Source organism: Gemmatimonas sp. (genome assembly GCF_031426495.1).
Lineage (GTDB): Bacteria > Gemmatimonadota > Gemmatimonadetes > Gemmatimonadales > Gemmatimonadaceae > Gemmatimonas.
In genome coordinates this window covers 62072-88638 of the sequence record NZ_JANPLK010000049.1, presented here as the reverse complement: position 1 = coordinate 88638, position 26567 = coordinate 62072, and the positions used below count along the sequence as shown (strand labels likewise).

Sequence of the window (26567 nt, the reverse complement as noted above, 5' to 3'; positions counted from 1 at the left end):
AATCTCTGGACTGAAAACTCCCTAGTGAGCAGGGGGGAGGGTATCAGGGGGCAGGAAGCAGGTGAACCGCTCGCGGTTCCTGCACCCTCCTTCCTGATACCCTCCCCCCTGCTCACTAGGGAGGTTGCAGTTGTTGTTCGTCTACTTCAGGTCACCAAACGGCACGTGACCCGCGCGCTCGTCGGCTGAGCGGCAGGCGCTCGGCGCACCCTTGCCGTCCAGGAGCTGCCAGATCTCCACGCGACGGTTCGGCGCCTGGGCGGTCTTGTTGGCCGCCGAGACACGCGGACGCGGCGGGCCGGGATCGGCGTCGCCATTCGGCGCGATGATGCACTGTTCGCCGAAGCTCGACGACACAATGCGATCTTTGATCGACGCGGCGTCAGGGCCGGCGAGCTTGAGCAGCGTCGCCATCACGGCGGCGGCGCGCGTCTTGGCGAGATTGTTGTTATACCCTTCGTCGCCGTACCAGTCGGTGTGTCCTTCCACCGAAATACGGAGCGTCGGGATGCGCTTCATGGCGTCGAGCACGACCTTGAGCGTGTCCATACCCGACTTCAGCACGACGGCCTTGTCGAAGTTGAACAGCGTCTCGTCGAGCGCGACACGCGCCGCCGGAAGCGCCTTGCATGCCACCGTCGCCGACTGCGTCTGCGTGGTGCCGTAGGCGGTCTTGGTGACCGTGATGGTCGTGCTGCCGGCGGCGTTACACGTCACCGTGCCGTTGCTGACCGACGCGATCGACGCGTTGGCCGAGCTCCACGTGATCGCGCCGAGATCGACGTTATCGGCGTCGGTGGCCTTCGACGCGAACGAGAGCGTCTTGCCGACATCCGTCGAACCGCTGGTCGGCGTGAGCGTGAGATTCCACGCCGGCGCCGGAACCGTGACCGTGCTCGAGGCCGAACGCTCGATCTTCTTGACGATGCCCTTGCACGTGATGGTGGCGGTGCCGTTCTTCACGGCCGTCACCTTCGCAGTGTTGTCCACCGTTGCCACCGACGCATCGCTCGACGAGCACGTCAGGTTCATCACCTTCCGCATCTCAATCGGACGCGCCTTCATGTCGGCGGCCGACAGCGCGAACTGACGATTGCTGCCGCGATTGATCGTGGCCGTGGCCGGATCGATCTTGAGCGCCCAGTCGAACTGCTCGACCGACGCGCAGCCGCCGCGCAGCGCATACGTCACGCCGGCACGGATGCCGAAGTTGCGCGACGTGCCCTCGAGGTTCTGCTCGTTCGGCGACGGATTGTTGTCCATGATGCCGTCCAGACGAGCGCCCCACTTTCCGCTGCCGCACAGCTTCAAACCGACGAGCGCCGAGAAGCCCTCCTCGTATTCGTTCGCCGTGCTCCGGCCCGCGTACACCGAGTTCACGTAGCCGGCACCGAGCACCAGGGCCGCTTTCTTGGACGGGACGAACGGAACGGTCATGGTGGCCAGACCGCGGAACGGGCGATAGGTGATGTCTTCGTTCGGGGCACGGTTGGCCTTCGTGCTGCCGACCTGAATGTCACCTTCGACACCCAACCACTTGTAGACGGAGAGACCCGCGCGCGCGCCGATACCGGCCACGTTATCGATGCGAAGCTTGTCGTCGATCTTGGTGTACTGCCCGAACACACCCACTTCGATGCGTTCGCCGAGGTTTTGCGCCTGGGCCGTGGGGACCGCCGCCATCGCCGTCAGCAGCGAGAGACCGATCAGTCGTTTTGTCATAGAATCCTGTGGTAAGTGCCAAAGAACGGGAACAGCAATAGCCCGGTCGCCCGCCAGGGAATTGTCCGGGCAGGGCGACTGAATCGTAAGACATATGGGAGCGGTGCGATACGTCACAGTTGGTCCCGGCGGTCATTGGGACCGGGACCAGCGGTGATATGGTCGGGGTCGTCAGGCGACCCCCATGAGCCATTACACGCCCAGCAGCGACTCGATCTCGGCCTGGATCGACTCCACACCGGGGACGACGGCGTCCAGTAGCACCGTGTGATACGGGACCGGGATATCCATTGGGGCGAGCCGACGTACCGGCGCGTCGAGATGCCAGAACGCCTCCTGCGCGAGCACGCTGGCGATCTCGGCGCCAAAGCCGGCCGTGATGTTGTCTTCGTGCACGATCAGGCAGCGGCCCGTCTTCCGCACCGAGGCAAGCACCGACTGCCGGTCCCACGGCGAGATGGTACGAAGATCAATTAACTCGACCCGATCACCGAACGATTCCGCCGCCTCGTTGCATCGGTGCACCATGGCACTCCACGACACCACCGTGAGGTCGGTGCCTTCCCGGACCATGCGCGCCTTGCCGAAAGGCACCACGTAGTCGTCGCCCGGATAGCGGGCGCTGCCGTCGCCGGTCATCAGCAACGACCGGTGCTCGAAGAAAATGGTCGGGTTGGGGCTCCGCATCGCGGCGCGCAGCAAACCCACCGCATCGGCCGCGTTCGAGGGCATCGCCACCTGCCAGCCATACGCGTGCGCAAAGCGCACTTCGTCGCTGAGGCTGTGCCACGGATCGCCAACATCCTTACCGAATCCGCCCGGCATACGGACCACGATCGGCGCGGCAAATCGGTTGGCCGTACGCCACCGCATCGTGCCGGTGTTGTTCAGCTGTTCTGTGGCCGGATCGGCGTACTTCCGGAACTGAATCTCGGCCACCGGCATCAAGCCACTGATCGCCATCGCCACCGCGCGACCAATGATGCCTTCTTCCGACAGGCTCGTGTCGAACACCCGTGCGTTGCCAAACTGTTTCTGCAGCCCTTCCGTTACGAGGTGAACGCCACCCTTGCGACCAACATCCTCGCCGAACACCACGACCTTTGGGTTGACGGCAAGCTCGTGGCGCAACGTCCGACGGATCGCTTCGGCGTAACGCAGCAATTCGCCGTCGTCGCTCGGTATCTCGGTGCTGGGCAGCGCGGCACGCTCGGCGCGCGACAATCCACCCATCGCCTCCGCCACATCGGGCGATTCGTCGGCCATCACGTGCTGTGCGATCGTGGCGGGATTCGGGATGGCCCGCGCCCGCGCTTCATCGAGACCGGCGGCGATGTCACGCGCCACTTCCGCTTCAAGCTCCGCCCACTCGGCCACAGACATGAACGCGGGCACGAGATAGTCGTGCAGCTTCGGCAGTGGATCGCGCGCCTGATCGGCTGCGAGCTCGGCGTCGGTGCGATAGCCCTTCTGGTTGTCGGGTCCCGAGTGGCTGCAGAGGCGCGGAACCGTGAGCCGCACCAGTGCCGGCCCCTCGCCGCTGCGCACGTGCGCCACCGCTTCCTGCAGCAGACCGGCCGCTTCGTGCGGGTCGGTGCCGCTACCGTTTCGGATAAACAGATTCGTGAATGACGCGAGATTGCGCGCGATGTCGCCACCAGGCGTCTGCATGTCGCCACGCACACTGATGCCGAGGTCGTTGTCTTCGATGTAGAACAACATCGGCAGCTTGAGCGTGGTCGCCATCGTGAGCGATGCCCAGAAGCCGCTCGTCGCCACCGACGCGTCGCCGCCAAGTGCGACACTCATGCAGCCGGCGTAGCTCGCGTCGCCCAAGCTGTCGCGATGATACGTGATCGACTGCGCCCATCCGGCGGCCGGCGTGTACTGCGAGCCGACGTCGCCCGACATCGGGAGGACGGTGCACCCGGCGCGATTGGGCAGGTTGCACACCACCCCGATATCGCGACCGTCACTGAAGCCGCCCGCGCGCCCGAGTGGACTGCCGAACGCATCCGGAATCGAGAGGCCGACCGACAGCAGGAACGGACGCGAGCGGTAATACGCACCGGCACCGTCGTGTACGCCGTCGATCAGCGACCCCAGAATCACTTGCGCCATGTCGTGGCCGCGCGCCGAGAACTGGTAGAGCACCAGATGCTCACGCGGCACAGAATTGCGCAGCTTGTTCGTCGACTCTTCGACCTCGTCGAGCGAGCGCGACACGAGTGTGTCGTAGGCGATGCGACGCCAGTCGAACCCGGCGCGGGGAGTCGTCAGTGAAGCAGACGAGGCGCGGGTGACTGGCCGGACAGCGGGCTTGGCAGGCATAGCCTATTAATCTGCCGAACAGGCCCCCAGATCGGGAGCGGAGCCGCCATCATTGCGAAGACATCGAGATGCCGGGGATCACGCCGCGCATCCCGATAATTGCCAGCCGCGCCACCGACGTGACCATCGGTACGCCGATGCCGATCGCGACGAGCACGATGTTGATGGCGAGCACCGGGCCGGTCCAGGCGTTCACCAGCGAGCGCTCGCCCTTCCAGATGAAGGCGAGCAAGGCCACGCCGTTCACCAGCAGCACGCCGCCGAGCGCCCAAGTGAACGCGCTCCAGCCGATGCTCTGTAGCCAGCTCAAAACGGTGACGTCCATGCGTGAACTCCAGGCCGATGTTGGTCCCGAACGTGTCGCTGACGGCAATCCTACCGCGAGGAAGCCCACTTGGCGAGTGCAGGACGTTCAATTTCGAGGACGGAGCCGTGAATCGCGTTCGAGGCCCCCGCGCGCGGGGAGAATGGTATTTTTAGAGATGTCCTCACCCACTCCCTCCCTCCTGATCGACCAGCGTGAAGGTGTCCTCACCCTGACGCTGAATCGCCCCGACGTCCTCAACAGCTTCAACCGCGAGATGGCGGCTGCGTTGCATGCGGCGCTCACCGATGCGTCGAGCGACAGCGCCGTGCGCGCCATCGTGCTGACTGGTTCCGGTCGTGGCTTCTGCGCCGGTCAGGATCTCGCCGAAGCGCTGCCGCAGGGCGACGGACCGATGCCGGATATCGGCGAGATCGTGCGGACCTGCTACAACCCGATCATCCGTGCCATTCGCACCATCGAGAAGCCGGTGTTGTGCGCCGTGAACGGCATTGCCGCCGGCGCCGGCGCGAATCTGGCCTTCGCCTGTGATCTCACGATCGCGGCCGACGACACCAGCTTCGTGGAGAGCTTTGCAAAACTCGGTCTCATCCCTGACACCAGTGGCACATTCTTCGTGCCGCGACTGGTGGGCACGCAGCGCGCCACGGGCATGTTCTTCCTCGCCGAGAAGATTCCCGCCCTCAAGGCGAAAGAGTGGGGACTCATCTGGGACGTGGCGCCGAAGGCCGAGCTGATGGCGACGGTGCAGGCGATGGCCGCCTCGATGGCCACGCAGGCCACGCGCGGCTTCGGTCTCACCAAGCGCGCGATGCTGACCAGCTTCTCGCATACGCTCGACGAACAGCTCGAGGTCGAGGCGAACGCGATGCATGAAGCCGGTCGTACGGCCGACTACGAAGAAGGCGTGCGCGCCTTTCTCGACAAGCGGGCGCCTCTGTACCGCGGCGCATGAGCGACATGACAACGGACACGGTGAAGTCCGTCGTCGGCGTGGTCGGTGCCGGCGCCATGGGCGCGGGGATCGCGCAGGTCGCGGCCATACACGGACACAGCGTGGTGCTCGCCGATGCCCAGGCCGCGTCGACCGCGCGCGCGCGGTCGGGCCATACGAAAGCGTTGAGCCGCGAGGTGGAGAAGGGGCGCATGACGCGCGAGCAGGCCGACGCCGTGCTGGCGCGCATCTCGTACGTGGATGGTGTGAGCCCGGAGCAGCTTTCCGCTTTCGCTCCCTGCGGATTCGTGATCGAAGCGATCATCGAGCAGCTCGCGGCCAAGCAGCAGCTGTTGCGCGCACTCGAAGCGATCGTGGCCCCGACGGCCATCCTGGCGTCGAATACGTCGTCGCTGTCGATTGCGGCCCTGGCCGGATCGTGTACGCACTCGAAGCGCGTCGTGGGCGTCCACTTCTTCAACCCGGCGCCGATCATGCCGCTGGTGGAGATCATTCCGGCGATCACCACGGCGGACACGGTGATCGCCGAGGCGCGCGCACTCGCGACGGCGTGGGACAAGACCACGGTTCTCGCCGCCGACACGCCCGGGTTTCTGGTGAATCGGGTGGCGCGCTCGTTCTACGGTGAATCGCTGCGCATTCGCGAAGAAGGCATCGCCGACTGCGCCACCATCGACTGGGCACTGCGTACGATCGGTGGCTTCCGCATGGGGCCGTTCGAACTCATGGACTTCATCGGGCTCGACGTGAATTTCGCCGTCACACGATCGGTGTTCGAAGGCATGTTCCTCGATCCGCGCTATCGGCCGTCGCACGCCCAACAGCGCCTGGTGGAAGCCGGTTGGCTGGGCCGGAAAACCCAGCGTGGGTTCTACGACTACCGCGACGGTGCGGTGGCGCCGGCGCCTCACGACGATCCCGCCCTCGGGCAACGCATCGTGGATCGCGTGCTGGCGATGCTCGTGAACGAAGCCGTGGATGCGGTGCATCTGCAGCTCGCGTCGGTGCAGGATATCGAACTCGCCATGACCACCGGCGTGAACTATCCCCGTGGCCTGCTGCAGTGGGGCGATGAGATCGGTGCCCCCAACGTGCTGGCCCAGTTGCAGGTGCTGCAGTCGGAAACCGGCGACGATCGCTATCGCCCGAGCATCCGCTTGCGCCGCGCCGTTCAGGCCGGCGCGTCACTGCTCGACCCGCGGCGGTACTCGTGAGCACGCCCTCAGCCGTCGACGTCGTCAACACGTTGATGGCGCGAGATCTGTACTCGCAGTGGCTCGGCATCGAGGTCGTCGAGTCCAAGGTGGGCACGTCGGTGCTGCGCATGACCATTCGCGACGAGATGGTGAACGGGTTCGGCACGTCGCATGGCGGCATCATGTTTTCGCTCGCCGATAGCGCGCTCGCCTTTGCCACCAATGCCTGTGGCATGCTAAGCGTGGCCGTCGACTGTTCCATCAGCTTTCCCGTCGCCGTGCGGCCGGGTGATGTGCTGACCGCTACCGCTGTCGAACAGAGCACCACGAAGCGTCTGGCGTTCTGCGACGTCAGCGTTCGCAATCAGGCCGACGTACTGGTCGGACACTTTCGCGGCACGGTGTACCGTACGGCGACTCCTCATCAGCTGTGACCCGGACCTCATGAACGACGCATTCATCATTGAAGGCCTACGTACGCCCATCGGCAACATTGGCGGTGCGCTCAGTTCCGTGCGCGCCGACGATCTGGCGGCGCACGCGATCGTGTCGCTGCTCGCGCGCGTGAGTGCGACCTCGGCGAGCTTCGATCCGGCGCAGATCGCCGATGTCATTCTCGGCTGCGCCAATCAGGCCGGCGAAGATAACCGCAATGTGGCGCGCATGGCGTCGCTGTTGGCCGGATTGCCGGTCACGGTGCCCGGTGAGACGGTGAACCGATTGTGCGCATCGGGGCTGAACGCGGTGGCGAGCGCGGCTCGTGCCATCAAGGCCGGCGAAGGCGATCTTTATGTCGCCGGAGGTGTGGAGAGCATGACGCGCGCGCCGTACGTGATGTCGAAGGGCGCTACGCCCTTCGCCCGCGACGTACAGCTGTTCGACACGAGCCTCGGCTGGCGCTTCGTGAATCCGAAGATGAAGCAGCTGCACGGCACCGACTCGATGGGTGAGACGGCCGAGAACGTGGCGGCGCAGTACGGCGTGTCGCGCGATGATCAGGATGCCTTCGCCGTACGGTCGCAGCAAAAAGCCGCGGCGGCACAGCGCGAGGGACGGTTAGCCGAGGAGATCGTGTCGGTGTCGATCCCGCAGCGGAAGGGCGATGCGGTCGTGGTGTCCCAGGACGAGTTCCTGCGCCCCGATACCTCGATGCAGACGCTCGCCAAGCTCAAGCCGGCGTTCCGCCACGACGGCATGGGCTCGGTCACGGCGGGTAACGCCAGCGGCCTCAACGACGGCGCCGCGGCGTTGCTGATCGCGTCGGGCGTGGCGGCGTCGCAGTACGGCCTCACGCCGATGGCGCGGATCGTGTCGAGTGCGGCGGCCGGCGTGGAGCCGCGCATCATGGGGATGGGCCCGGTGCCCTCCACGCGATTGGCGTTGTCGAGAGCGGGGCTCCGGCTCGATCAGATCGACCTGATCGAACTGAACGAAGCCTTCGCCGCGCAGGGGCTGGCCTGTCTTCGAGAACTCGGTGTCGCCGACGACGATGCGCGGGTGAACCCCAATGGCGGTGCGATCGCCCTCGGTCACCCGCTCGGCATGAGCGGCGCCCGCCTGGCGCTCACCGCCGCGCGCGAGCTGCAGCGTCGCAACGGGCGCTATGCGCTGTGCACGATGTGCATCGGCGTGGGGCAGGGCTTCGCCATGATCATCGAGCGGGTCTAACCGCCGTGATTTACGCGTTTGACGGCTTCATCCCGGTGGTGCATGAATCGGCATTCGTGCATCCGCAGGCGTCGGTTACCGGCAACGTGACCATCGGTCGTGACGTATATGTCGGACCCGGTGCCGCCATTCGTGGCGACTGGGGCGGCATCGTGATCGAGGACGGCTGCAACGTGCAGGAGAATTGCACGATTCACATGTTCCCGGGTGTGGTCGTGCGGCTCGAGGCCAGCGCGCACATCGGACATGGCGCCATCGTGCATGGCGCGCACATCGGTGCGAACGCCCTGATCGGCATGAACGCGGTGATCATGGACAACGCCGTGGTTGGTGCGGGGTGCGTGGTCGGTGCGCTCTGCTTCGTGCCGACCGGCATGGAGATTCCGCCGCGCAAAGTGGTGGTGGGGAATCCGGCCAAGATCGTGAAGGACGTGACCGACGACATGCTGGAGTGGAAGACGTCGGGCACACAGTTGTATCAGCAGTTGCCGGCGGCGATGCGCGCGAGTTGGCGCGCGGTCGAGCCGCTCCGCGAAATCCCCGTTGATCGCCCCACGCAATCGAGCGTGTTGAAGAACTGGAAGGACACCCGCGAGGGAGGAACTACGTGATGTACCTGCTCAAGAACTATGCGATGGGTCAGTGGGTCGAAGGCACCGGCCGCAAGGCGGACCTGTTCGACGCCGTGACCGGTGAGAAGATCGGCGAGTCGTCCAGCGACGGCCTCGATTTCAAGGCCATGATGCACTACGCCCGCTCGGTGGGCGGCCCGAAGATGCGCGCGCTCACGTTCCATCAGCGCGCGGCGATGCTGAAGGCGATCGCCAAGGTGCTGATGGAGCGCAAGGACGACTTCTACGCGCTGTCGTATCTCACCGGTGCGACGAAGACCGATTCGTGGGTCGATATCGAAGGTGGCATCGGCACCTTCTTCGCCTATTCCAGTCGTGGACGCCGCGAGTTTCCCAACGAGTGCTTCCACGTGGAAGGCCCCACCGAGCCGCTGTCGAAAAACGGCACGTTCGTGGGGCGGCACATCTTGGTGCCCATCGAAGGCGTGGCGGTGCACATCAACGCGTTCAACTTCCCGGTGTGGGGCATGCTCGAGAAGCTCGCCCCAGCGCTGTTGGCCGGTGTGCCGTGCATCGTGAAGCCGGCCACGGCGGGCAGTCATCTGGCCGAAGCGGTGTTCCGCACCATCGTGGACACCGGCATTCTCCCTGATGGTGCCATTCAGCTCGTGTGCGGCAGTGCCGGCGACATGCTCGATCATCTCGAAGAGCAGGACGTCGTCGCGTTTACCGGGTCGGCGGCTACTGGCCAGAAGCTCAAGAGCGGCGCGGCGGTGGTGAAGAATTCCGTGCGCTTCAACATGGAAGCCGACTCGCTCAACTGCTCGATTCTTGGCCCCGATGCGGTACCGGGCACCGAAGAGTTCGACCTGTTCATCAAGGAAGTCACGCGCGAAATGACCACGAAGGCGGGTCAGAAGTGCACCGCGATCCGTCGGTCGATCGTGCCCGCCGGTCTGGAGGAAGACGTGATCAAGGCCCTCTCGAAGCGGCTCGCGTCTACGACCATTGGCGCACCGACGGCCGAGGGGGTGCGCATGGGCCCGCTCGCTAGTCGCGCGCAGGTCAATGCGGTGCGTTCCGCCGCCGAGATGATTCGGCATGGCGCGGAGTTGGTGTTCGGTGGCGGCGACTTCGACGTGGTCGGTGCTGACCGTGAGAAGGGCGCATTCTTCGCGCCGATGCTGATGGTGTGCGACAATCCGCTCACGCGTCTCGAAGCGCACGACATCGAAGCGTTCGGTCCAGTGAACACGGTCATGCCGTATCACTCGATCGAGGAAGCCGTGCAGTTGGCGCGCCTGGGCAAGGGCTCGCTGGTGGGCTCGCTGGTGACCGCCGATCCGAAGGTGGCGCGCGACATCATTCTCGGAGCGGCTGCCTTTCACGGCCGCATGCTCGTGCTCGATCGCACGAGCGCAAAGGAAAGCACTGGGCACGGATCACCGCTGCCGCAGCTGGTGCACGGCGGACCGGGACGGGCGGGTGGTGGCGAGGAAATGGGCGGCGCGCGCGGCGTGACGCACTACATGCAGCGCGTGGCGTTGCAGGGCAGCCCCAGCATGATCACGGCGATCACGCGCGAGTGGACGAAGGGCGCGGACGAGCATGCCGACACGGTGCATCCGTTCCGCAAGACGTTCGACGAGCTCGAGATCGGCGACACCCTGATCACGAAATCGCGCACGATCACGCTCGGTGACATCGAAGCGTTCGCCAATCTCAGCGGCGACACGTTCTACGCGCACATGAACGACGATGACGCGCGCAGCAACGGCGTCTTCGAAGGGCGGGTGGCGCACGGGTACTTCATCGTATCGGCGGCGGCCGGCTTGTTTGTGGAGCCGGCGTTGGGCCCCGTACTGGCGAACTACGGCATGGAAAAGCTGCGCTTTACCAAGCCGGTGTATCCGGGAGACACCATTCACGTGCGCCTCACGGTGAAGCAGAAGACGGCGAAGGACACGCCGGAGGGCACCATTCCGCAGGGCGTCGTGGAGTGGGATGTGGAGGTGATGAATCAGGAGAGCGAGGCGGTCGCGGTATACTCGATCCTCACGCTCGTGCGCCGGAGTGAGCCGGCGCTCGTTGGCTAGTTCCACCACGTCCGCGCGTAAGCTGGATCGGTCCATCATCGATGGACCGATCGGCCCGGCTATGTGGCGCATGGCCTGGCCGACCGTGTTGCAGAACATGATCGGCGGACTGCAAGGCATGATCGACCACGCCATGGTCGGTCACTTCGTGGGCTTCGCCGGCAACGCGGGTATTGGTGTTGGTCTGCAAATCTTTCTCGTGGTGATGGTCTTTCTGGCGTCGTTGTTCAGCGGCATGGGGGTGCTCATTGCGCGCTTTGCCGGTGCCGGAGATGAGGCTGGTGTGAATCGCGCCGCGTCGCAGGCGTTCCTGCTGGCGGTGGTCATGTCCGTCGGGGTGCTGGCGCCCATCGGGTACTTCGCCGCGCCGTGGTTGCTTGGTCTCGTGAACGCCACGCCGGCGGTGCTCAAGGAGTCGCTGCCGTTCCTGCGCATCATGTTCGTGTTCGGCTTCGGCATGATGCTGTTCTTCATGCTGGGTGGCGCGCTGCGCTCGGCCGGTGACTCGCGCACGCCGCTCAAGCTTGGTCTCGCCGTCACCATCGGCAACATCGTCTTCAACGTGCTGTTCATTCGCGGCTTTGGACCCGTGCCGGCCTTCGGCACGCGCGGGGCCGCGATGGGCACGGTGTTGTCGAGCGGCCTCGTGGGGGCGTACGCGATCTACAAGCTGTTCAACGGCAGCTGGGTCATCGACTTCCGCCACGTGAGCTGGAAGCCCGACTGGGAGATCATCCGCGCGCTCTTCCGCTTCGGATTGCCCACCGGGTTGCAGGGCATCGCCATGAACATCGCCGGCGTGATGCTGCTGCGCTTTATCGGCGCCACTAGCATGAGCGCCGAAGCACAGGCGTCGTACGCCGTCGGATACTCACAGCTGTTCTCCCTCGTCACCTGGACTTCGGTCGGACTCATGGGCGCGGCGGCGGCCATTGCGGGGCAGAATCTTGGTGCCAAGCAGCCGGAGCGCAGCCGACAGGCGGTGTGGCAGGCGGCCCGCATGGGGCTCGTGATCGCCGTGGTGGTGGGGATCCTGTTCCTCACGATTCCAGGGGTGCTGCTCGGACTGTTCGGCCTCACGCAGCCCGACACCGTGCGGATCGGCACCGAGCTGTTGGCGTATCTGAGCGTGTCGGGCCTCTTCATCACCGTTGCGCTCACCTTCACGGGCGGACTCCAGGGCACGGGCGATACGCGTAGTCCGCTGTTCATCACGCTCGTGTCGCAGTTCGCGCTTCCGATCGGCATGCTCACGGCGCTGCAGGCCACGCGGCCGTTGCTGCCCCGCGACATCTGGTTGGCGATCGTGCTGGGCCACGCACTGCGATGTGCGCTCAGCGTGTGGCGTTTCGAACAGGGCAAGTGGAAAGCGATCGAGGTGACGGACACAACCTCGAACCTTCGGTGAAATAATGTGTTTGTCGAGTTCTCGACGAAGAATCACCGGTCGGCGTGAGTCCTGCTCACGACGACCGGTGTTCCTTCCCGCGTGAAGACATTGTCCCGCTCAAGTCGCGAGCAAAAGACATCGTGCGTCAGGGGCAGGCAATCGACGGATTCCACTGGCTGAACATCCCATTGGGATTCGTGTTCCAGAGCCACACATGCTTGTCGTAGTGCCACGGCATCCCAGGTTCATGGCCCGGCATGGGACCCTCGAACGCCTCGCCGAACACCGATGGCCGCGGTGTAACTACCGCGTAGCCGGCGCCCCACGGAGTCATCGCAAACCACGGCGACACGACCCCGGTCGAAAGGTTGCGCACGAGCACTGGTACCAGATATTCGACGGCGACGAGCTTGAAGCCGCCGTTGGCTTTCGGTAGGTAGAGCAGGAGTTCCGGTGCATTCGGTGTCACTGCCTGATCCAGTAGCGATGCCTTCACGACATGCACGCCCATCGTGCCTTGCGGACTGTCTACGCAGGGAATACCTGAGGGGTTTGCGTATCCAGCCGCGATGGCCACGTTCACGTCGTGAAAGCCCGCCGTGGCGCTACGCAGTGCTGCGAGCGACTTGGACACGTCGGCGCCGAGGCGCGAGGCAGCTGGCGCAACGTCGGTGGCCGATGCGGCGTCATCCACGCTCGGCGCCGCCGGATCCGCCGGTGAACACGATGCGGTGATTGAGAGTGCGGCGCCCACCAAGAAAAACCAGTGAGCCGGGGATCGAGTGCTAGTCGTCATAAATCCTCCACTACATCCACAGGTGGGCGAACTGAGGGAGCGAAGCTTTAGACGCTACGTCAAATGTGCGGAATCGCAAGATTGGGGTATACAATGCTCGCTCCGCTCAAAGCTGAGACCGGCGGTGTGTGACGGACTCTGCGGGACTCTGTGAACGCAAAATCATTCACCGTACGACCCGCGCGAGACTATCGCTCCCATTTTCGCTGCACCAGTTCGCGATAGCTGCGTACACGGGCCACCATGCTGTCGGCGGCGAATGACGCGACGGTTTGCACGAGCTGCGTGGTGTAGTAGCCGCGGACCGACGCCGGATGCGACCCGGGACCGCCGAACCAGCTGCGGATGATCACGCTGTTGGCGCGGCGCGGCAGAAGCGCCACATGCTCCGCATACGCCGCGAAGCGGCCATCGCGAATGAGGTAGTCCTCGACGTTCGAGGCATACAGCACCGCGAGTGAATCCCCACGCTCGCGCAGCACGGTGCCGATGCGCGGCAGGGTGTTCGCATCGGACAGATCACCCACCACAGGGACGATCAGATTGCGACGTTCGAGTGATTTCACCACCTGAAAGTGGCGGTCGCTGGCGAGATAGCTGGCCTGCCGACCGCTCAAATCCCGCTCCAGCATCAATTGACCGAGCGTGGGATAGTACTCGCGGGGCGCGCGGCCGGTGCTGGTGAAGCGCAGGGCCGGCCCCTGTGCAATGAACGCACGATGAAACCGTTCGATCGTGGCCAGGTCGCCGCTGGAGAGGGCCAGGTCATAGCGCATGACGCGCGTCCGTACGTCGCGCACGGCGGCATCGGCACTGGCCGACGTGGCCGGCGTGCGTGCCGCCCACGCGACGATGGAATCAATCGGCTGGTCGCGCAGCGCGTCGACGTTGGAAGGGACAGTGCGACCCAGCCAGCGCGCCACGTATTCGGTGCGGTTGCGCGCCTGCTCGAACAGCGCTTTGAACAACAGGTGATGCAGCAGGTTGTCGCGCCGGATATCGGTGATGAACACGATGTGCGGGGTCACGCGCGCGATGACACTGAAGTTCTGATCGGGGCCGACGCCGATGTAGGCACCGCCGCGCACGCCGAGCCGCTCGAGCGTGGTGAGCGGATGCAGATAGCTCGATTCGTTCGAGATCAAGTTGTCGGTGTCGAAGTAGCCACCGCTGTCGGAGAGTCGACGAACGAGGGCGGCGAACTGGTCGATGCCGAGGCTGTCGGCGGCAACGGACGCTCTTCCTGGCGCCTGAGCCGTGCGCTGCGCGAGCAGCGGGGTGACCGCCGCGATGCTCGCCGTGAGTACGGCCGCCACGAGCACGATGACGCGGCGCGGCACCCTACTTCCGCTTCGCCGCGCGACCGTTCGCGGTCCAGATGACGATCACGCCGCAACCGGCGTTGGTGCCGGCGAACTCGCCCGGCACGTCACTCGCGCCCGTGTAGACCTCGATCGCCTGAATGTCGCGCACCGGCACCAGTGGCCCGAACATGTTGTCCACGCGCTCGTCCACCACGTAGTCGGGTGAGCAGCCCAACGGGGCACGGGCCATCTGCACAAGGCAGGTCGAACCGGCGCAGGAGTAGCGCACGCCGCGCAGCGGTCGCATGGCATCTTGCAGGGTGCTGAAATGCCCCTCTTCGAGCTGAGTGCGTGTGAGGTACTGCCCACGCCCCGTGGTGCGACGGCGCTCGAAGTCGTCGAACCGCCGTCCGGCCGACATCGGCGCCGTGACGGGAACCGTGGGAAGCACCTGCGCCTTGGCGCTGTCCTCCGCCGAGAGCGTGCGTCCCACCGGATCGAGCTCGAGATCGCGCTCCATTACTTCGCGTGGCGCGAACGCGAGCGTGACCGACCCCCGGCTGTACCCCGCCGCGCTCACCAAAAAACGGTGAATTCCAACTTTCAAGCCATCGATCCGATACCGTCCGGCTGAGTCCGTCTGCACGCTCGCGCCGGTGGTGGTCGCCGCCACGGTGGCTCCGACAAGCGGCGCGCCGGAGACGGCATCAAGGATCCGGCCGCGCAGGGTTGCCGCTTGGTTGCCGGTCTGCGCGACGAGGGGCGTCGACAGGAGGGCGAGCGCCACGCAGCACGTGATCACGCGTGGGCAGCGAAGCGAGCACAACCATAGCGTGCGACGGGCGGAAGCGGGTCGGAAAGCCGACATAGTTGGTCCCAGATTGGGGTGTCGAACCAAGTTTATACACTTGGTCCCACAAAAAGGTCGACAAATGGTGACGAGAGTGTGACGTTCGTGGTTAACATAGCAACATGGGTCCAAGCGACTTGGTACGGCGACAAGCCGCACTCCACCGGGACAAACTCCCAAGGCCAGGAGCACGAATGCAACATGTTTCGCGTCGGTTCATCGCCGCCGCCGCCGCCTCATTGATCTTCTTACTGAAACCCGACGCCGCGCAAGCACAGGCGACGATGACCATCACGGGTCGCGTCACCTCGAACGGTCAACCGTTGGGTGGGACGCAGGTCGGCATTACAGAGCTGTCGGCCGGGGCCGTCACCGATCAGCAAGGACGTTACTCCTTCACGGTCGATCCTGCGCGTGCCAGCAGACCGGTCAGTCTCCTCGCGCGGACTATCGGCTATCGGCCGATCCGCCGCTCGATCACGCTCGCGGCCGGACGCAGTGAGCAGAACTTCGAGCTCGAGAAGGACGTGCTCAATCTGGAAACGATCGTCACGACCGGTGTGTCGGAAGCGACGTCGCAGAAGAAGACCACGTTCGCCGTGGCGGCTGTCGACAATGCACAGATCAAAGAAGCGCCGGCCTCCTCTCCGCTCGGCGCACTCAGCGGCCGCGTGGCCGGCGCCAGCGTGACCGCGGTGAACGGTGAGCCAGGTTCCGCGCCGCGTATCCGCCTCCGTGGTCCGACGTCGCTCACGGGCAGCCAGGATCCGCTCATCATTGTCGACGGCACGATCTCGCGCTTGTCGCTCGCGGACATCAACTCCGAAGACATCGAGCGCATCGAAGTCATCAAGGGCGCGGCCGCGAGCTCGCTGTATGGCTCCGACGCGGCCAACGGCGTGGTGCAGATCTTCACCAAGCGTGGCGCGACCCTGGCCGCCGGTCAGACCAGCGTGACGGTGCGCAACGAGATCGGCAGCAACGATCTCCGCAAAACCATCCCGAACAACTTCTCGCACCCGTATAAAGTCACCGCGTCAGGCGAGTTCGCGCGCGACGGGAACGGCAATCGCATCCAAGAAGACGACCGGATTTCCGACAATTCGTACCCGGTGGTCTTCGACCAGCTCGGCGAAGTGTTCCGCTCGGGACAGTTCATGACGAACTACATCTCGGTCGGCCAGCGCAACGAGAAGTCGAACTTCAACGCATCGTTTCAAAACTCCAAGGATCAGGGTATTGCGAATCTGCTCAGCGGCTTCAACCGCCAGAACTTTCGCATGAACCTCGATCTCGAACTGCACCCCAAGCTCGACCTGCAGACGGGCGCGTTCTTCGGCCAGTCGAAGGCCGACGCGGCCGATGACAGCTCGGGCGACGCCTTCTTCGGACTCCGCTTCCTCGAGCCGAACATCAACCTGCTGGAGAACAACCCGAACGGGTCGCCGTACAAAGCCGCCATTCGTCAAACGCCGGCATCGGGCAACGTGTCCAACCCGCTGTACAACTGGTCGAACATCCAGAACCTGAACGACCGCAACCGCTTTACGGGCACGCTCAAGGTGCGCTACCGCCCGTTCCAGTGGCTCACGTACGAAGCCAACACGAACTTCGATCGCGGCTCGCGTGAACTACGCCGCTACACGCCGCTCGGCTACATCGGCTCCACGGGCACGGTCAACAAGGGCAACATTTCCAGCGATGTCGACCAGACCAAGGCCTACAACCTCGGCAGCACGCTGACGGCCACCAAGGCCACGTCCTGGTTCACCAACACCACCAAGTTGGCGTGGGTGTATGAAGATCAGAACAATACCGGCACGAGTATCGTCGCCTCGTCGCTGACGGTGCCGCGCGTGACCGAGTTCTCGGCCGCCTCGCGCGATCCCGACAGTCCGATCATCCCGGACTCGTATACGCAGCCGATTCGTAACCAGAACTTCTTCGCCATCACCACGTTCGACATCAAGGACAAGTTCATCGTCGATGGTCTCATTCGTCGCGACGAGTCTTCGCTGTTCGGGGCCGATCAGCGCTCGAGGCTCTTCAAACGTCTGTCTGGCGCCTATCGCGTATCGGAAGATTTCAAGCTTCCCGGTGTCGACGAACTCAAGCTCCGCATGTCCTACGGTGAGGCAGGACTTCGCCCAGTGTTCGACGCGCAATACGAGCAGTTCGCCATTCAAGGGGGCAGCCCGGTCAAGATCACGCTTGGCAACCCGAATCTCCGTCCGGCGTTCTCGCGTGAGATCGAAGCCGGCTTGAACGTGAACTTCCTCAAGAATTTCACCTTCGAATACAGCTACTCCAGCAAGATCACCGACGACCAGATCCTGAACGTGCCCGTGTCGGCGGCAACAGGGTTCCGGAGTCAGTGGCTCAACGCCGGCTCGCTCGGCGGCAAGACGCATGAAGTCCTGCTCGGCGCGGTGCTGGCCAGCAAGAAGGACTTCCTGTGGCGTGTGAACGTCGCCGGTGACCGCACACGTCAGATCGTGCGCAGCCTCGACGTGCCGCCGTACTTGGTGGGACCGGTGGCCAACACCACCATCTTCCGTCTCGCCGCCGGACAGCCGTTCGGTATCGTGTACGGCAGCCGGTGGCTCCGCTCGGCCGAGCAGGTCAACGAGATGATCGCGTCGAAGCGACTCTCGGGCACAGCGGCCGATTACGTGCAGAACGAAGAAGGCTATTACGTCGCCAAGACCGGCTGGCGCACGTCAGCAGAGCGTCCGCTCAAGTTCGCCGACGCCAAGGGCAACACGCTGTTTGAGATCGGCGACGTCAATCCCGACTTCAATCTGAACTTCAATACCCAGATGAACTGGAAGAAGTTCGCGGTCACGGCGGTGGTGAACTGGGTGCAGGGCGGTGACATCTACAATTACACGCGTCAGTGGCCGTTCTTCGACCAGCGCGACCCCGCTTTCGACCAGCGCGGCAAGCCAGAAGTCGAAAAGAAGCCGACCACGTACTACGCCACGTTCTACAACAACTTCGACGCCAACGACTACTTCGTGGAAGGCGGCAGCTACGTGCGTCTGCGTGAACTCGCCGTGAACTACGAATTGCCGGCCTCGCTCGTGAAGCGCGTAGGCATGGGTGATGGACGCACGGCACGCCTTGGCATCGTCGGTCGTAATCTGTTCACCTCCACCAAGTACTCCGGTTATGATCCGGATGTGTCGGGCGGCGGTTCCAACCCGTTCGCGTATCGCGTCGACTACTTCACGTATCCAATTTTCAAGACGTTCACGTTCATGCTGGAGCTCGGACTGTGAGCGCCGTCAACCGGGGTTATGAATTCATGCGACATCGCACACTCGCGGTCGGCATGGGGGCGTTGTTCCTCGCCGGCTGCAACACCCTCGATGTGGAAAACCCCAACGCGCCCGACTCCAAGCGCGCGCTCGCCGATCCGGCTGCCATTGAAGCGGTGGCGGGTGGCACCCTGCGGTCGTGGTTCAACACTTACGACGGCATGGAAGGGGGCGGTCCGCTCAGCACGATGGCTCGTACCTACTCGGCCTCGTGGAACAACTTCAACATGAACTTCTACTCGTCGATCGACGCTGATGGGACGCGCAACTCGCGGCCATATCAGAACGATCTGGCCTCGGCCGGTCGCTCCACCATGATCGGCTACTGGCAGGGCTACTACAGCACGATGTCGTCCGCCGTAGACGTGCTGACGGCCATCCGCAAGAACAACCTTGTCATCACCAGCCCGGCCAACACGAAGCGAGCAGAAACAATTGCGCAGCTGATGCGCGGGGCCTCGCTGATGGGCATCGCGCTCAACTACGACAAGGGGTACGTGATCGACGAGAACACGGACCTCACCACGCTCGAGTATAAAACGCGCAAGCAGGTCAGAGATGCCGCCGTTGCATCGCTCGCCGAAGCGGCTACGTTGGCCGCGGCGAATACCTTCACCACGCCAAGTGCGTGGACCAACGGCACGTCGTACACGAATGTACAAGTCGCGCAGTTGGCAAGGACCATGGCCGCGATGACGCTGGCGTACTATCCGCGCACGCCGGAAGAAAACACGACGGTTGATTGGGCGGCTGTGTCAGCGCTCGCGGCCGGTGGTATCTCGTCGGGAGCGAAGTTCGATTTCAACTTCACTGGCGACGGCTGCTCATCCTGGTGTCACGAAATGCTGTACTGGTTCAACGGTTTCGATGGCGGTCGTGTGAGCACGCGCGTCGCCAACCTGCTCGATCCGGCCACCCAGCGTACGCCGTATCCGGCCGGCGGCAATGCCCGTCCGAATTCGCCCGACAAGCGCCTCGGTGACGGATCGTTCGGCCCGAATGATCCGGACTTTTCCAGAGAGTTCGGCGTGATCCCAAGAACCGCGAACGCCGGCACCGACTTTGTGTACTCCACCGGAGAGATCTTCCGTCCGGATCGCGGCATGTACCACCAGTCGAACATCGGCCACATCAGGTACGACAAGTCCGGTGAGCAGTCGCCGAACGGCATTTACGGCGGCTTCGGTGTGGCGCCGGTCATCAGCCGCAACCAGAACGATCTGCTCTGGGCGGAAGCCGAGCTGCGTCGTTCGGGCGGCAACCTGACCACGGCGGCGAACCTCATCAACAACACGCGCGTCGATCGCGGCGGCCTCTCGGCCGCGACGGCGGGTGAAGGTCAGGCGTCCCTGGTCACGAAGCTCATTTACGAGCAGGAAATCGAACTGCTCGGCCTGGGCGCAGCACCCTACTACCAGCGTCGCCGTGTCACCGGCGGCCTGCTGGTCGGTACACCGCGCGAAATGCCGGTACCCGCCAAGGAACTCGCCGTGAAGAACCAGGAGTTCTACACGTTCGGCGGCACGGGACTCGCCAACAGCCCGACCCCGCCGTGATGCGTCGGGTACGTCCGATCACTCTCTCGTGATCAGGTGGTGAGTACAGAGAGGCCGAGCGCACATGCGTTCGGCCTCTCTGGTTATTTCGGCCTCTTGTTGGTTTCTTTGGCGCATGGCGCTCTCGATCTCTCTCCGTTGCCGCTCGCACTCCATCCGGTTCGCCGCGGCGCTGGCGTGCGGTGCGTCCATCACCGCGTGTGGGGACCGCGCACCGGTTACGTCACGAGCCCAGCAGCCTTTGCGATCCGTACCGCACATGCCGTCAACCCTGGCGCTCACCGTCGTGCCCGCGGATGAACGCTGGGAGGCCCGCGTCGCCGGCGACAGCGCTGTTCGCGTGCTGGTGGTGCCGCGCCGCGACGATCAAATGACCGCGCGCCTCTGTGGGCACGTGGTGACCCGCAGCGTGGCCGCCGTCGCAATCCCGTTTGGGTTGCCGATCGACACGACCATGCCGCCGCTGGCCATCCGCCTAGTGGACGGGGACAGCGTGACGGGGCTGCGCTATCTCGTGCCAGGTGCGCAGGGATACTATCTGTTCGAAGGCGTGAGTCGGGACGGATCACGCCGCATCAGCGTGCGGTGGCCGGTGACTTCAGATCCGACACGGCCCATTCCGGCTAGTGCGTCGGATTCGCTGATCGAGGCGGCGATCACTCCCAATCCGTACATGCTCGACAGCGCCATGCGCAGTATGCGGCTCGGGAGCGGAGCCACGAGCCGTGACCTGAGCGCGCTGCCGCCCGCTGACTCGGCGCGGGCGATGGCAATGCCCCTCGTTCGCGACTTCCCCGACCAGCCGTTCTTGCTGAGTAACGCCTGTCCACAGGCCACCGTACTGCTGCCCGTGCTGGCGCGCATCGATCAGAAGCTGCGTGTCCCCGTGCAGCGTGGTGATCGTGTTCGTGCGCGCGCGTTGCTCGGCGAGGGGACGGTACAGCTTTCCTTTGACGAAGCGCCGCCCGCCGCGACTCCGCCCGCCATGCGCGAAGCGGTTCCCGAGGCCGCGATCACGTCGCCCGACAGTGGACGCGTCACGCTGCGGGTGCGCGTGCAAGTCGTGACGCGTGTGCAGAAGGCCGAACAGTCGATCGTGCTGTCGGTGGGGCGAGCGTCAGCGATGCGCAGCGGCGGGACGTAGTTTCGGGTAGACCTCTTACCCATCCGTCCATGACATTCGCGAGTTTGCAGGTTCGCGTGCTGCGTTGTGCGCTCACCATCGGCGCGCTGGCGAGCTCCGTGTTGGCGAGCTTCGTGTTGACGAGCTTCGTGTTGGCGTGGCCGTCCCGCGCGCAGGCGCAGGGAGCTGGCAAGGCGACCATCGAACAATTCATGTCGCCGGCTTCGCCGCTTACGTTGGCCTCCGCGCGGAAGGCCGATCGCATGGCGTGGATGGTGTACGACCGCGGACTCCGCAATGTGTACACGGCCGCCGCACCGAACTTCCGCGCGGTGCGTGTGACGAACTTTCTGAAAGACGACGGCACCGACCTGAGTGACCTCGAGCTGTCGGACGACGGCAGCATCATCGTGTTCGTGCGTGGCTCGGCGCCGAATCGGTATGGCTGGGTCGCCAATCCGTCGCATGATCCGAACGGCGCCGAGCGCGCGATCTGGGCGGTGCGATCCACCGGCGGCCCGGCGTGGCGCGTGGCCGTCGGCTCGGCGCCCGAATTGTCCCCCGATGGCCGTACGGTGCTCTTTACGCGCGACGGACAGATCTATCGCGCGCGCGTCATGCGCGGTGCAACGGTCACTGCCATGGATACGGGCGGAGTGCCGTTCATTCAAGCGTGGGGCCGCAACGGCGTACCCAAATGGTCGCCTGACGGGAAGCGTATCGCGTTCGTGAGCGACCGCGAGAATCACGCCTTCATCGCCGTGTACGACGTGGCCACGCGCACGGTGAAGTACATCGCGCCAAGTGTGGACTGCGACGGCGGACCCACGTGGTCACCCGACAGCAAGCGCATTGCGTTCTATCGCCGGCCAGGCACGCCGTTCGGCATGCAGCAGCAACGCGGCACGGGTGGTATCGGCAATCCGTCGGGAGCCGCGGCGAACCTGAACGCACCGTTGGTCGGAAATCCAGCGGGTGGTTGCGCGGCGGGACCTGGCAGTGGTGGTGCGGCCGCGCGCGCCGGCGCCGAAGCGCGACAGGATACGACACGCGTCGGCCTGCGTCGCTCGCCCGGCTTCTACACGGCCACCTTCGCCGCAGGTCACACGCTCGAACTCATGATCGCTGATGTCACCACGGGCGAGGCGAAGCGCGTCTGGCGCAATGCCCCGCGCGACAGTGTATTCACGTCGCTCAACAACATGGCGTGGGCCGGCACGAGCGTGATCTTCCCGGTGAACGTGCCGAAGGATGAGTGGGATCGTTGGTACTCGATTCCCGTGAGCGGTGGCGAACCCACCTTGCTCACCACGACCGACGGCATGATCGAGGATGCCACGTCGGTGGCGTTATCGAAGGATGGCGGCAGCACACTGTACTACTGCACGAACGCCACGGATATCGAACGTCGGCACGTCTGGGCGGTGCCCACGTCGGGTGGTACGCCGCGTCGTGTCTCGAGTGGTGAGGGCATCGAGACGCATCCGCAGCCGCTTGCCAGCGGCAAGTCGCTGGCGGTGATCTACTTCGACGCGAAGACGCCGGCGTCGATTGCGATCGTGCCTACTGCCGGTGGCGCGCCGAAGCGCGTATTCCCAACGCTCGCGTCGAGCTTTCCGACGGCGGCGCACGTCGTGCCGGAGATCGTGAAAACGAAGGCGGCCGACGGGCTCGAGATCAGCAATACGCTGTTCATGCCGAAGGACATGAAGCCGGGCGAGAAGCGGCCCGCCCTGATCTTCGTGCACGGTGGACCGCGTCGGCAGATGATGCCCGGCTACCACTACATGCAGTTCTACCACTGGGCGTACGCCGTGAACCAGTGGCTGGCCGATCAGGGCTACGTGGTGCTCTCCATCAACTACCGCAGCGGCGTCGGCTACGGGAAGAGTTTTGCCAATGCGCCGAATACGCAGGGACGCGGCAACTCCGAGTATCAGGATGTGGTGGCCGGCGCCAAGTATCTGCAAGGACGCGCTGACGTCGATCCCACGCGCGTGGGCATCTGGGGATTGTCGTACGGCGGCCTGCTTACGTCGCAGGCGCTGGCGCGCAACTCCGATATCTTCGTGGCCGGTGCCGACCTTGCTGGCGTGCACCTGTACGGCAACGTGATCGACACGACGAATCTCGCCTTCAAGTCCAGCGCGGTCGGCGCCATCGACGGCTGGAAGTCACCGGTGTTCCTGGTGCACGGCGACGACGACCGCAACGTGGACTTCGCACAAACGGTTGGACTCGTGCAGCTCCTCCGGGCCCGCGATGTGTATCACGAGCTGATCGTGGTGCCGGATGACCTGCACGAGTCGATGCTGCATAGCAATTGGATCGACACGTTCGACCGCATGGGCGTATTCCTCAAGCGGTTCGTGTGGAACAAGGAGAAGGCGCCGAGCATGAAGCAGTAGCGCTACTTCTTGGCTCCCGTGATGGCGCCCGCCGCGCCGGTCCGTCGTGGATCGGCACCGGCGGTGACCACCTTGCCATCCATGCGCACCGCGGCGCCATAACCTTCGCGCAGTTCTCCCGGGAGCGACACGAAGTTGATGTCGTACCCCAACGCGCGAAGGCGGGCGATGACCGTTGGTGAGAATCCGTCTTCGAGTTGCAGCGTGTATGGGACCGGTGTTCCTGCAGCCGCTCCCGGTACGCCGCCGAATCCCCCGCCGGGTAGATACCGCGGCAGTTCGAGCGCTGCCTGCGGGCCGAGGTTGTAGTCGAGCGCGCCGAGCAACGTTTGGTACACGGCCGAAGTGATCCAGGCATTGCCGGCGGCACCCACCGCGAAGAACGGCTTACCGTTCTTGTAGGCAATTGTGGGCGCGAGCGTGCTGCCATGACGCGCGAAGGGAAGGCGCGATCCGTACTGCGTGGGGTCGGTGCCGTAGCTCGTGAGTTTATCGTTGCTCAGGAAGCCGAGCCCTGGTGTGACATAGAAGTTGCCGCCCCACGTGCCGAGCGTTTGCGTGACGGACACCGCATTGCCGTCGTTGTCGGCGACGGCAAACGACGTGGTGCCGGCGGCATGGCAGACGGTCATCTCGGCCGCATGTTCATCGCCGCATGGTGACGCGGCCGCGGTCACATCCGTTACGGCGACATCCGCAGCGTCGGCCGGCTTCGTCGGTACGGTTGCGGGTGCGGTCTTCGGCAAGCACGGCAGCGTATCGCCGCGCACCGACGCCGGCGTGAGCGCCTTGTTCGCATCGAAGCAGCGCCAGCGCAGGCGCGCCGTGTCCTTGTCCACGATGGGCGCGATGTCGATGGGCCACATGGCCGGATCGGCGATGCGATTGCGCGACGACGGGACCAAGAACCACGCCGACAGTGCGGCATGCAGCGACGCCGGATCGTCGGTGTACCGTTTGCCTGTGCGCGACGGGGCAGGGGACTGCTCGAGCAGATTGAGCCGCGCCACCAGTTCCGCGCCGCCGCTCACCGGTGGTGCGCTGGAGTAGATCGTGTAGTTGCGATAGGTGCCGCTGATTGACTCACGCTCGGGTGCGAAATAGCGCGCGAGATCGGAGAGCTTCATGGCGTTGCCCTTGCCGCGCAGGTCGGTCACCCATTTGGTGGCCACCTCGCCCTTGTAGAAGCCATCGGCCCCCTTGGCCGCGATCTGCTCGAGCACCCAGGCGAGATCAGGATTCTTGAGCGTGTCGCCGGCTACGAGTGGCTGCCCGTTGCGGAAGAAGAGGGTGCGACTGCCCTCGTACTTCGCGAAGTGTTCGCGTTCCGTGGCGAGTGTGGTGGCGAGTCCCTGACTCACTTCGTAGCCGTTGCGCGCCGCACGGATGGCCGGCGCCAGCAAATCAGCCCACGGCACCTTCTTGCTGCCGTATTTCTGCCAAGCGGTATACATGCCGGCCACGGTGCCCGGCACATTCACCAGCACCGGACCGTCGATCGGGTAGCGACCGTTCACGAGCAGCGCGGTGTTGCTCAGGCCGCCTTCTTCCGGCACGCGGCTCATGAACTCGATCACCGTGGGCGTGACGCGACCCTTGAGTGCGATGACCATCTCGCCGTAGCCGGCGATGCCACTCGCATCGGGCTCCACCACACCGAGGGCGAAGCTCACGGCCACGGCGGCGTCGATCACATTGCCGCCGCGACGCATCATTTCAAGGCCGGCCTCGGTCGCCACCGGATGCGCGCTCGAGACGGCAGCGCGCCCCGTCGCGTCGGCGCGCAGCGGCGGGCGCGCTTGCTGCGTGTCATACAGCACCTGTTGCAGCACGCTGTCGTTGGCGGCGGCGAGTGCACGCGGGCGCTGCGTGGCGCGCACCGCGTCCCATTGCGCGCGGCGTGCCGTGGCGTCGGCGCCGCTGAAGTACGTGCGCGCGAGTCGATCCCACAGCCGATCGAAGGCCGCCGCGTTGCGCACCGCGCGGCCGTCGGGCAACGAAGTCACCGCCGCCATGCGTCCCGCATCGGGGGCCGCCGGTGCGAGTACGCGGATCATCGCATCGCCTTTCGCCGGCGCGGCGGTGGCACCACTGAACCGCTCGACGGCGCTGCGATCGAGACCGCGATCGGGATCGCCGTTGTAGCCCACCACGACCTCCGAGTACTCGGCAATCGTGATGAACAAGCCGTCGGCCGACCAGTCCACATCACCGTGTGACTTCGACACCAGCGCGCTGTACGACCCATCGGTGGCGACGGCGTACACGCCGCTTCGCGTGGATACCGCGAGCCGTCCGTCGGGCGACCAATCCAGCGATTCCACCGTCGCGTCGCTGCTAGCCGTTGTGCCGGCGGTTGACGATGCACCGCCTTCGACGGGGTGCACCATCACGCGTCGACCCGCTTCGTTGATCACGATGAAGGCAATACGCTTGCCGTTGGGTGATAGCCGCGGCGCGCGCTCGGTTTGCTCAGTGCTGGACAGTCGCCGCTCCGTACCATCGGCGTTGCGGATCCACACGCGCGTGGCGCCGCCGCTGCCGCGCACGAAGGCCATGCGCGCGTCCGGGCCGACACTCGGCGACGTTTCATGCGCGGCACTGCTGGTGAGGCGCGTGATCGCGCCATTCTGCACGCTGCCGGTGCCGCTGCCGGTCGTGTTCACCGGCATCTGCCACAGGTCGTAGTTGCCCAGGGAGTCGGAGGCGTACACGATGGCGCTGCCGTCGGCGGTAAAGGCGGGATCGCGATGCCAGGCCGTGCTGCTGGTGATGCGCACCGCCGCGCCGCCGATGCTACGCTGCAGATACAGCTGGCCGTCGTGCGCGAAGACCACCGCCCCATTCGCTGAGGTGGCCGGCTGCCGCGCACCGCGCAATGCCGCCGTGTCAGGCTGCACAGCGCCTTGTGAGGCGAGCGTGGCCGCGAGGAGCAACGGAGAGAGCACAGACATA

The 26567-nt window shown here is 64.8% G+C and carries 18 protein-coding genes; 11 read left to right on the top strand and 7 right to left on the bottom strand.

Annotated features, from left to right (window positions below):
* Window positions 1-141: 141 nt before the first annotated feature.
* The 3 genes from RMP10_RS12800 to RMP10_RS12790 form a co-directional block, all read right to left on the bottom strand.
* Window positions 142-1722 carry an Ig-like domain-containing protein gene (locus RMP10_RS12800; RefSeq protein ID WP_310570633.1) on the bottom strand — a complete coding sequence of 527 codons (1581 nt, stop codon included), beginning with the start codon at window positions 1720-1722 and terminating at the stop codon, window positions 142-144.
* A gap of 192 nt (window positions 1723-1914) precedes the next feature.
* The gene (locus RMP10_RS12795; protein WP_310570632.1) at window positions 1915-4053 is read right to left on the bottom strand and encodes a transketolase C-terminal domain-containing protein; all 2139 of its coding nucleotides are present in this window, start codon (window positions 4051-4053) and stop codon (window positions 1915-1917) included.
* A gap of 49 nt (window positions 4054-4102) precedes the next feature.
* Window positions 4103-4378, bottom strand: a complete 276-nt coding sequence (locus RMP10_RS12790; RefSeq protein ID WP_310570631.1) for a hypothetical protein — start codon at window positions 4376-4378, stop codon at window positions 4103-4105.
* Window positions 4379-4535: 157 nt separating this feature from the next.
* Between RMP10_RS12790 and RMP10_RS12785 the strand changes: the two genes are divergently transcribed.
* Genes RMP10_RS12785 through RMP10_RS12755 form a run of 7 tightly spaced genes read left to right on the top strand, consistent with a single transcriptional unit; the run spans window position 4536 to window position 12273 of the window.
* Entirely contained in the window at window positions 4536-5333 is a 798-nt protein-coding gene (locus tag RMP10_RS12785) for an enoyl-CoA hydratase-related protein (RefSeq protein ID WP_310570630.1), read from the top strand.
* On the top strand, window positions 5330-6547 hold the full coding sequence (locus tag RMP10_RS12780; protein ID WP_310570629.1) for a 3-hydroxyacyl-CoA dehydrogenase NAD-binding domain-containing protein: 1218 nt from the start codon (window positions 5330-5332) through the stop codon (window positions 6545-6547). The genes RMP10_RS12785 and RMP10_RS12780 overlap by 4 nt, the downstream gene beginning before the upstream one ends.
* On the top strand, window positions 6544-6963 hold the full coding sequence (locus RMP10_RS12775; protein ID WP_310570628.1) for a hotdog fold thioesterase: 420 nt from the start codon (window positions 6544-6546) through the stop codon (window positions 6961-6963). The genes RMP10_RS12780 and RMP10_RS12775 overlap by 4 nt, the downstream gene beginning before the upstream one ends.
* Before the next feature lie 10 nt (window positions 6964-6973).
* Window positions 6974-8197 (top strand): 3-oxoadipyl-CoA thiolase, encoded by a 1224-nt coding sequence (gene pcaF, locus RMP10_RS12770; RefSeq protein ID WP_310570627.1) that lies wholly within the window; start codon window positions 6974-6976, stop codon window positions 8195-8197.
* Between the two features lie 5 nt (window positions 8198-8202).
* Window positions 8203-8808: a transferase hexapeptide repeat family protein gene (locus tag RMP10_RS12765; RefSeq protein WP_310570626.1), complete on the top strand. Its 606-nt coding sequence runs from the start codon at window positions 8203-8205 to the stop codon at window positions 8806-8808.
* Window positions 8808-10865, top strand: coding sequence for a phenylacetic acid degradation bifunctional protein PaaZ (gene paaZ, locus RMP10_RS12760; protein WP_310570743.1), 2058 nt, complete (start codon window positions 8808-8810; stop codon window positions 10863-10865). The genes RMP10_RS12765 and paaZ overlap by 1 nt, the downstream gene beginning before the upstream one ends.
* Window positions 10858-12273 carry an MATE family efflux transporter gene (locus RMP10_RS12755; protein WP_310570625.1) on the top strand — a complete coding sequence of 472 codons (1416 nt, stop codon included), beginning with the start codon at window positions 10858-10860 and terminating at the stop codon, window positions 12271-12273. Before paaZ ends, RMP10_RS12755 begins: the two co-directional genes overlap by 8 nt.
* 127 nt (window positions 12274-12400) lie before the next feature.
* Here RMP10_RS12755 and RMP10_RS12750 read toward each other — a convergent pair whose 3' ends face one another.
* From RMP10_RS12750 to RMP10_RS12740, 3 genes are all read right to left on the bottom strand, one after another.
* Window positions 12401-13051: a hypothetical protein gene (locus RMP10_RS12750; RefSeq protein ID WP_310570624.1), complete on the bottom strand. Its 651-nt coding sequence runs from the start codon at window positions 13049-13051 to the stop codon at window positions 12401-12403.
* A 188-nt stretch (window positions 13052-13239) separates the two neighbouring features.
* Complete coding sequence (locus tag RMP10_RS12745; protein WP_310570623.1) at window positions 13240-14391, bottom strand: hypothetical protein; 1152 nt, start codon at window positions 14389-14391, stop codon at window positions 13240-13242.
* 1 nt (window position 14392) lies between these two features.
* Window positions 14393-15142, bottom strand: a complete 750-nt coding sequence (locus RMP10_RS12740; RefSeq protein ID WP_310570622.1) for a carboxypeptidase-like regulatory domain-containing protein — start codon at window positions 15140-15142, stop codon at window positions 14393-14395.
* A gap of 257 nt (window positions 15143-15399) precedes the next feature.
* Between RMP10_RS12740 and RMP10_RS12735 the strand changes: the two genes are divergently transcribed.
* From RMP10_RS12735 to RMP10_RS12720, 4 genes are all read left to right on the top strand, one after another.
* A complete protein-coding gene (locus tag RMP10_RS12735; protein WP_310570621.1) occupies window positions 15400-18486 on the top strand; it encodes a SusC/RagA family TonB-linked outer membrane protein in 3087 nt (1028 codons plus the stop codon).
* Window positions 18483-20081 (top strand): hypothetical protein, encoded by a 1599-nt coding sequence (locus tag RMP10_RS12730; RefSeq protein WP_310570620.1) that lies wholly within the window; start codon window positions 18483-18485, stop codon window positions 20079-20081. Before RMP10_RS12735 ends, RMP10_RS12730 begins: the two co-directional genes overlap by 4 nt.
* Window positions 20082-20340: 259 nt before the next feature.
* Entirely contained in the window at window positions 20341-21225 is an 885-nt protein-coding gene (locus RMP10_RS12725; protein WP_310570619.1) for a hypothetical protein, read from the top strand.
* A gap of 29 nt (window positions 21226-21254) precedes the next feature.
* Entirely contained in the window at window positions 21255-23612 is a 2358-nt protein-coding gene (locus RMP10_RS12720) for a prolyl oligopeptidase family serine peptidase (protein ID WP_310570618.1), read from the top strand.
* Between the two features lie 2 nt (window positions 23613-23614).
* Here the strand turns inward: RMP10_RS12720 and RMP10_RS12715 are convergent, their stop codons facing one another.
* A complete protein-coding gene (locus RMP10_RS12715) occupies window positions 23615-26566 on the bottom strand; it encodes a gamma-glutamyltransferase (RefSeq protein ID WP_310570617.1) in 2952 nt (983 codons plus the stop codon).
* Window position 26567: the final 1 nt, after the last annotated feature.

Coding starts and splice junctions, on each gene's coding strand:
- RMP10_RS12800 (WP_310570633.1), bottom strand. CDS start 1,722: ATGACAAAACGACTGATCGGTCTCTCGCTGCTGACGGCGATGGCGGCG.
- RMP10_RS12795 (WP_310570632.1), bottom strand. CDS start 4,053: ATGCCTGCCAAGCCCGCTGTCCGGCCAGTCACCCGCGCCTCGTCTGCT.
- RMP10_RS12790 (WP_310570631.1), bottom strand. CDS start 4,378: ATGGACGTCACCGTTTTGAGCTGGCTACAGAGCATCGGCTGGAGCGCG.
- RMP10_RS12785 (WP_310570630.1), top strand. CDS start 4,536: ATGTCCTCACCCACTCCCTCCCTCCTGATCGACCAGCGTGAAGGTGTC.
- RMP10_RS12780 (WP_310570629.1), top strand. CDS start 5,330: ATGAGCGACATGACAACGGACACGGTGAAGTCCGTCGTCGGCGTGGTC.
- pcaF (WP_310570627.1), top strand. CDS start 6,974: ATGAACGACGCATTCATCATTGAAGGCCTACGTACGCCCATCGGCAAC.
- paaZ (WP_310570743.1), top strand. CDS start 8,808: ATGTACCTGCTCAAGAACTATGCGATGGGTCAGTGGGTCGAAGGCACC.
- RMP10_RS12750 (WP_310570624.1), bottom strand. CDS start 13,051: ATGACGACTAGCACTCGATCCCCGGCTCACTGGTTTTTCTTGGTGGGC.
- RMP10_RS12735 (WP_310570621.1), top strand. CDS start 15,400: ATGCAACATGTTTCGCGTCGGTTCATCGCCGCCGCCGCCGCCTCATTG.
- RMP10_RS12725 (WP_310570619.1), top strand. CDS start 20,341: ATGCCGTCAACCCTGGCGCTCACCGTCGTGCCCGCGGATGAACGCTGG.
- RMP10_RS12720 (WP_310570618.1), top strand. CDS start 21,255: ATGACATTCGCGAGTTTGCAGGTTCGCGTGCTGCGTTGTGCGCTCACC.
- RMP10_RS12715 (WP_310570617.1), bottom strand. CDS start 26,566: ATGTCTGTGCTCTCTCCGTTGCTCCTCGCGGCCACGCTCGCCTCACAA.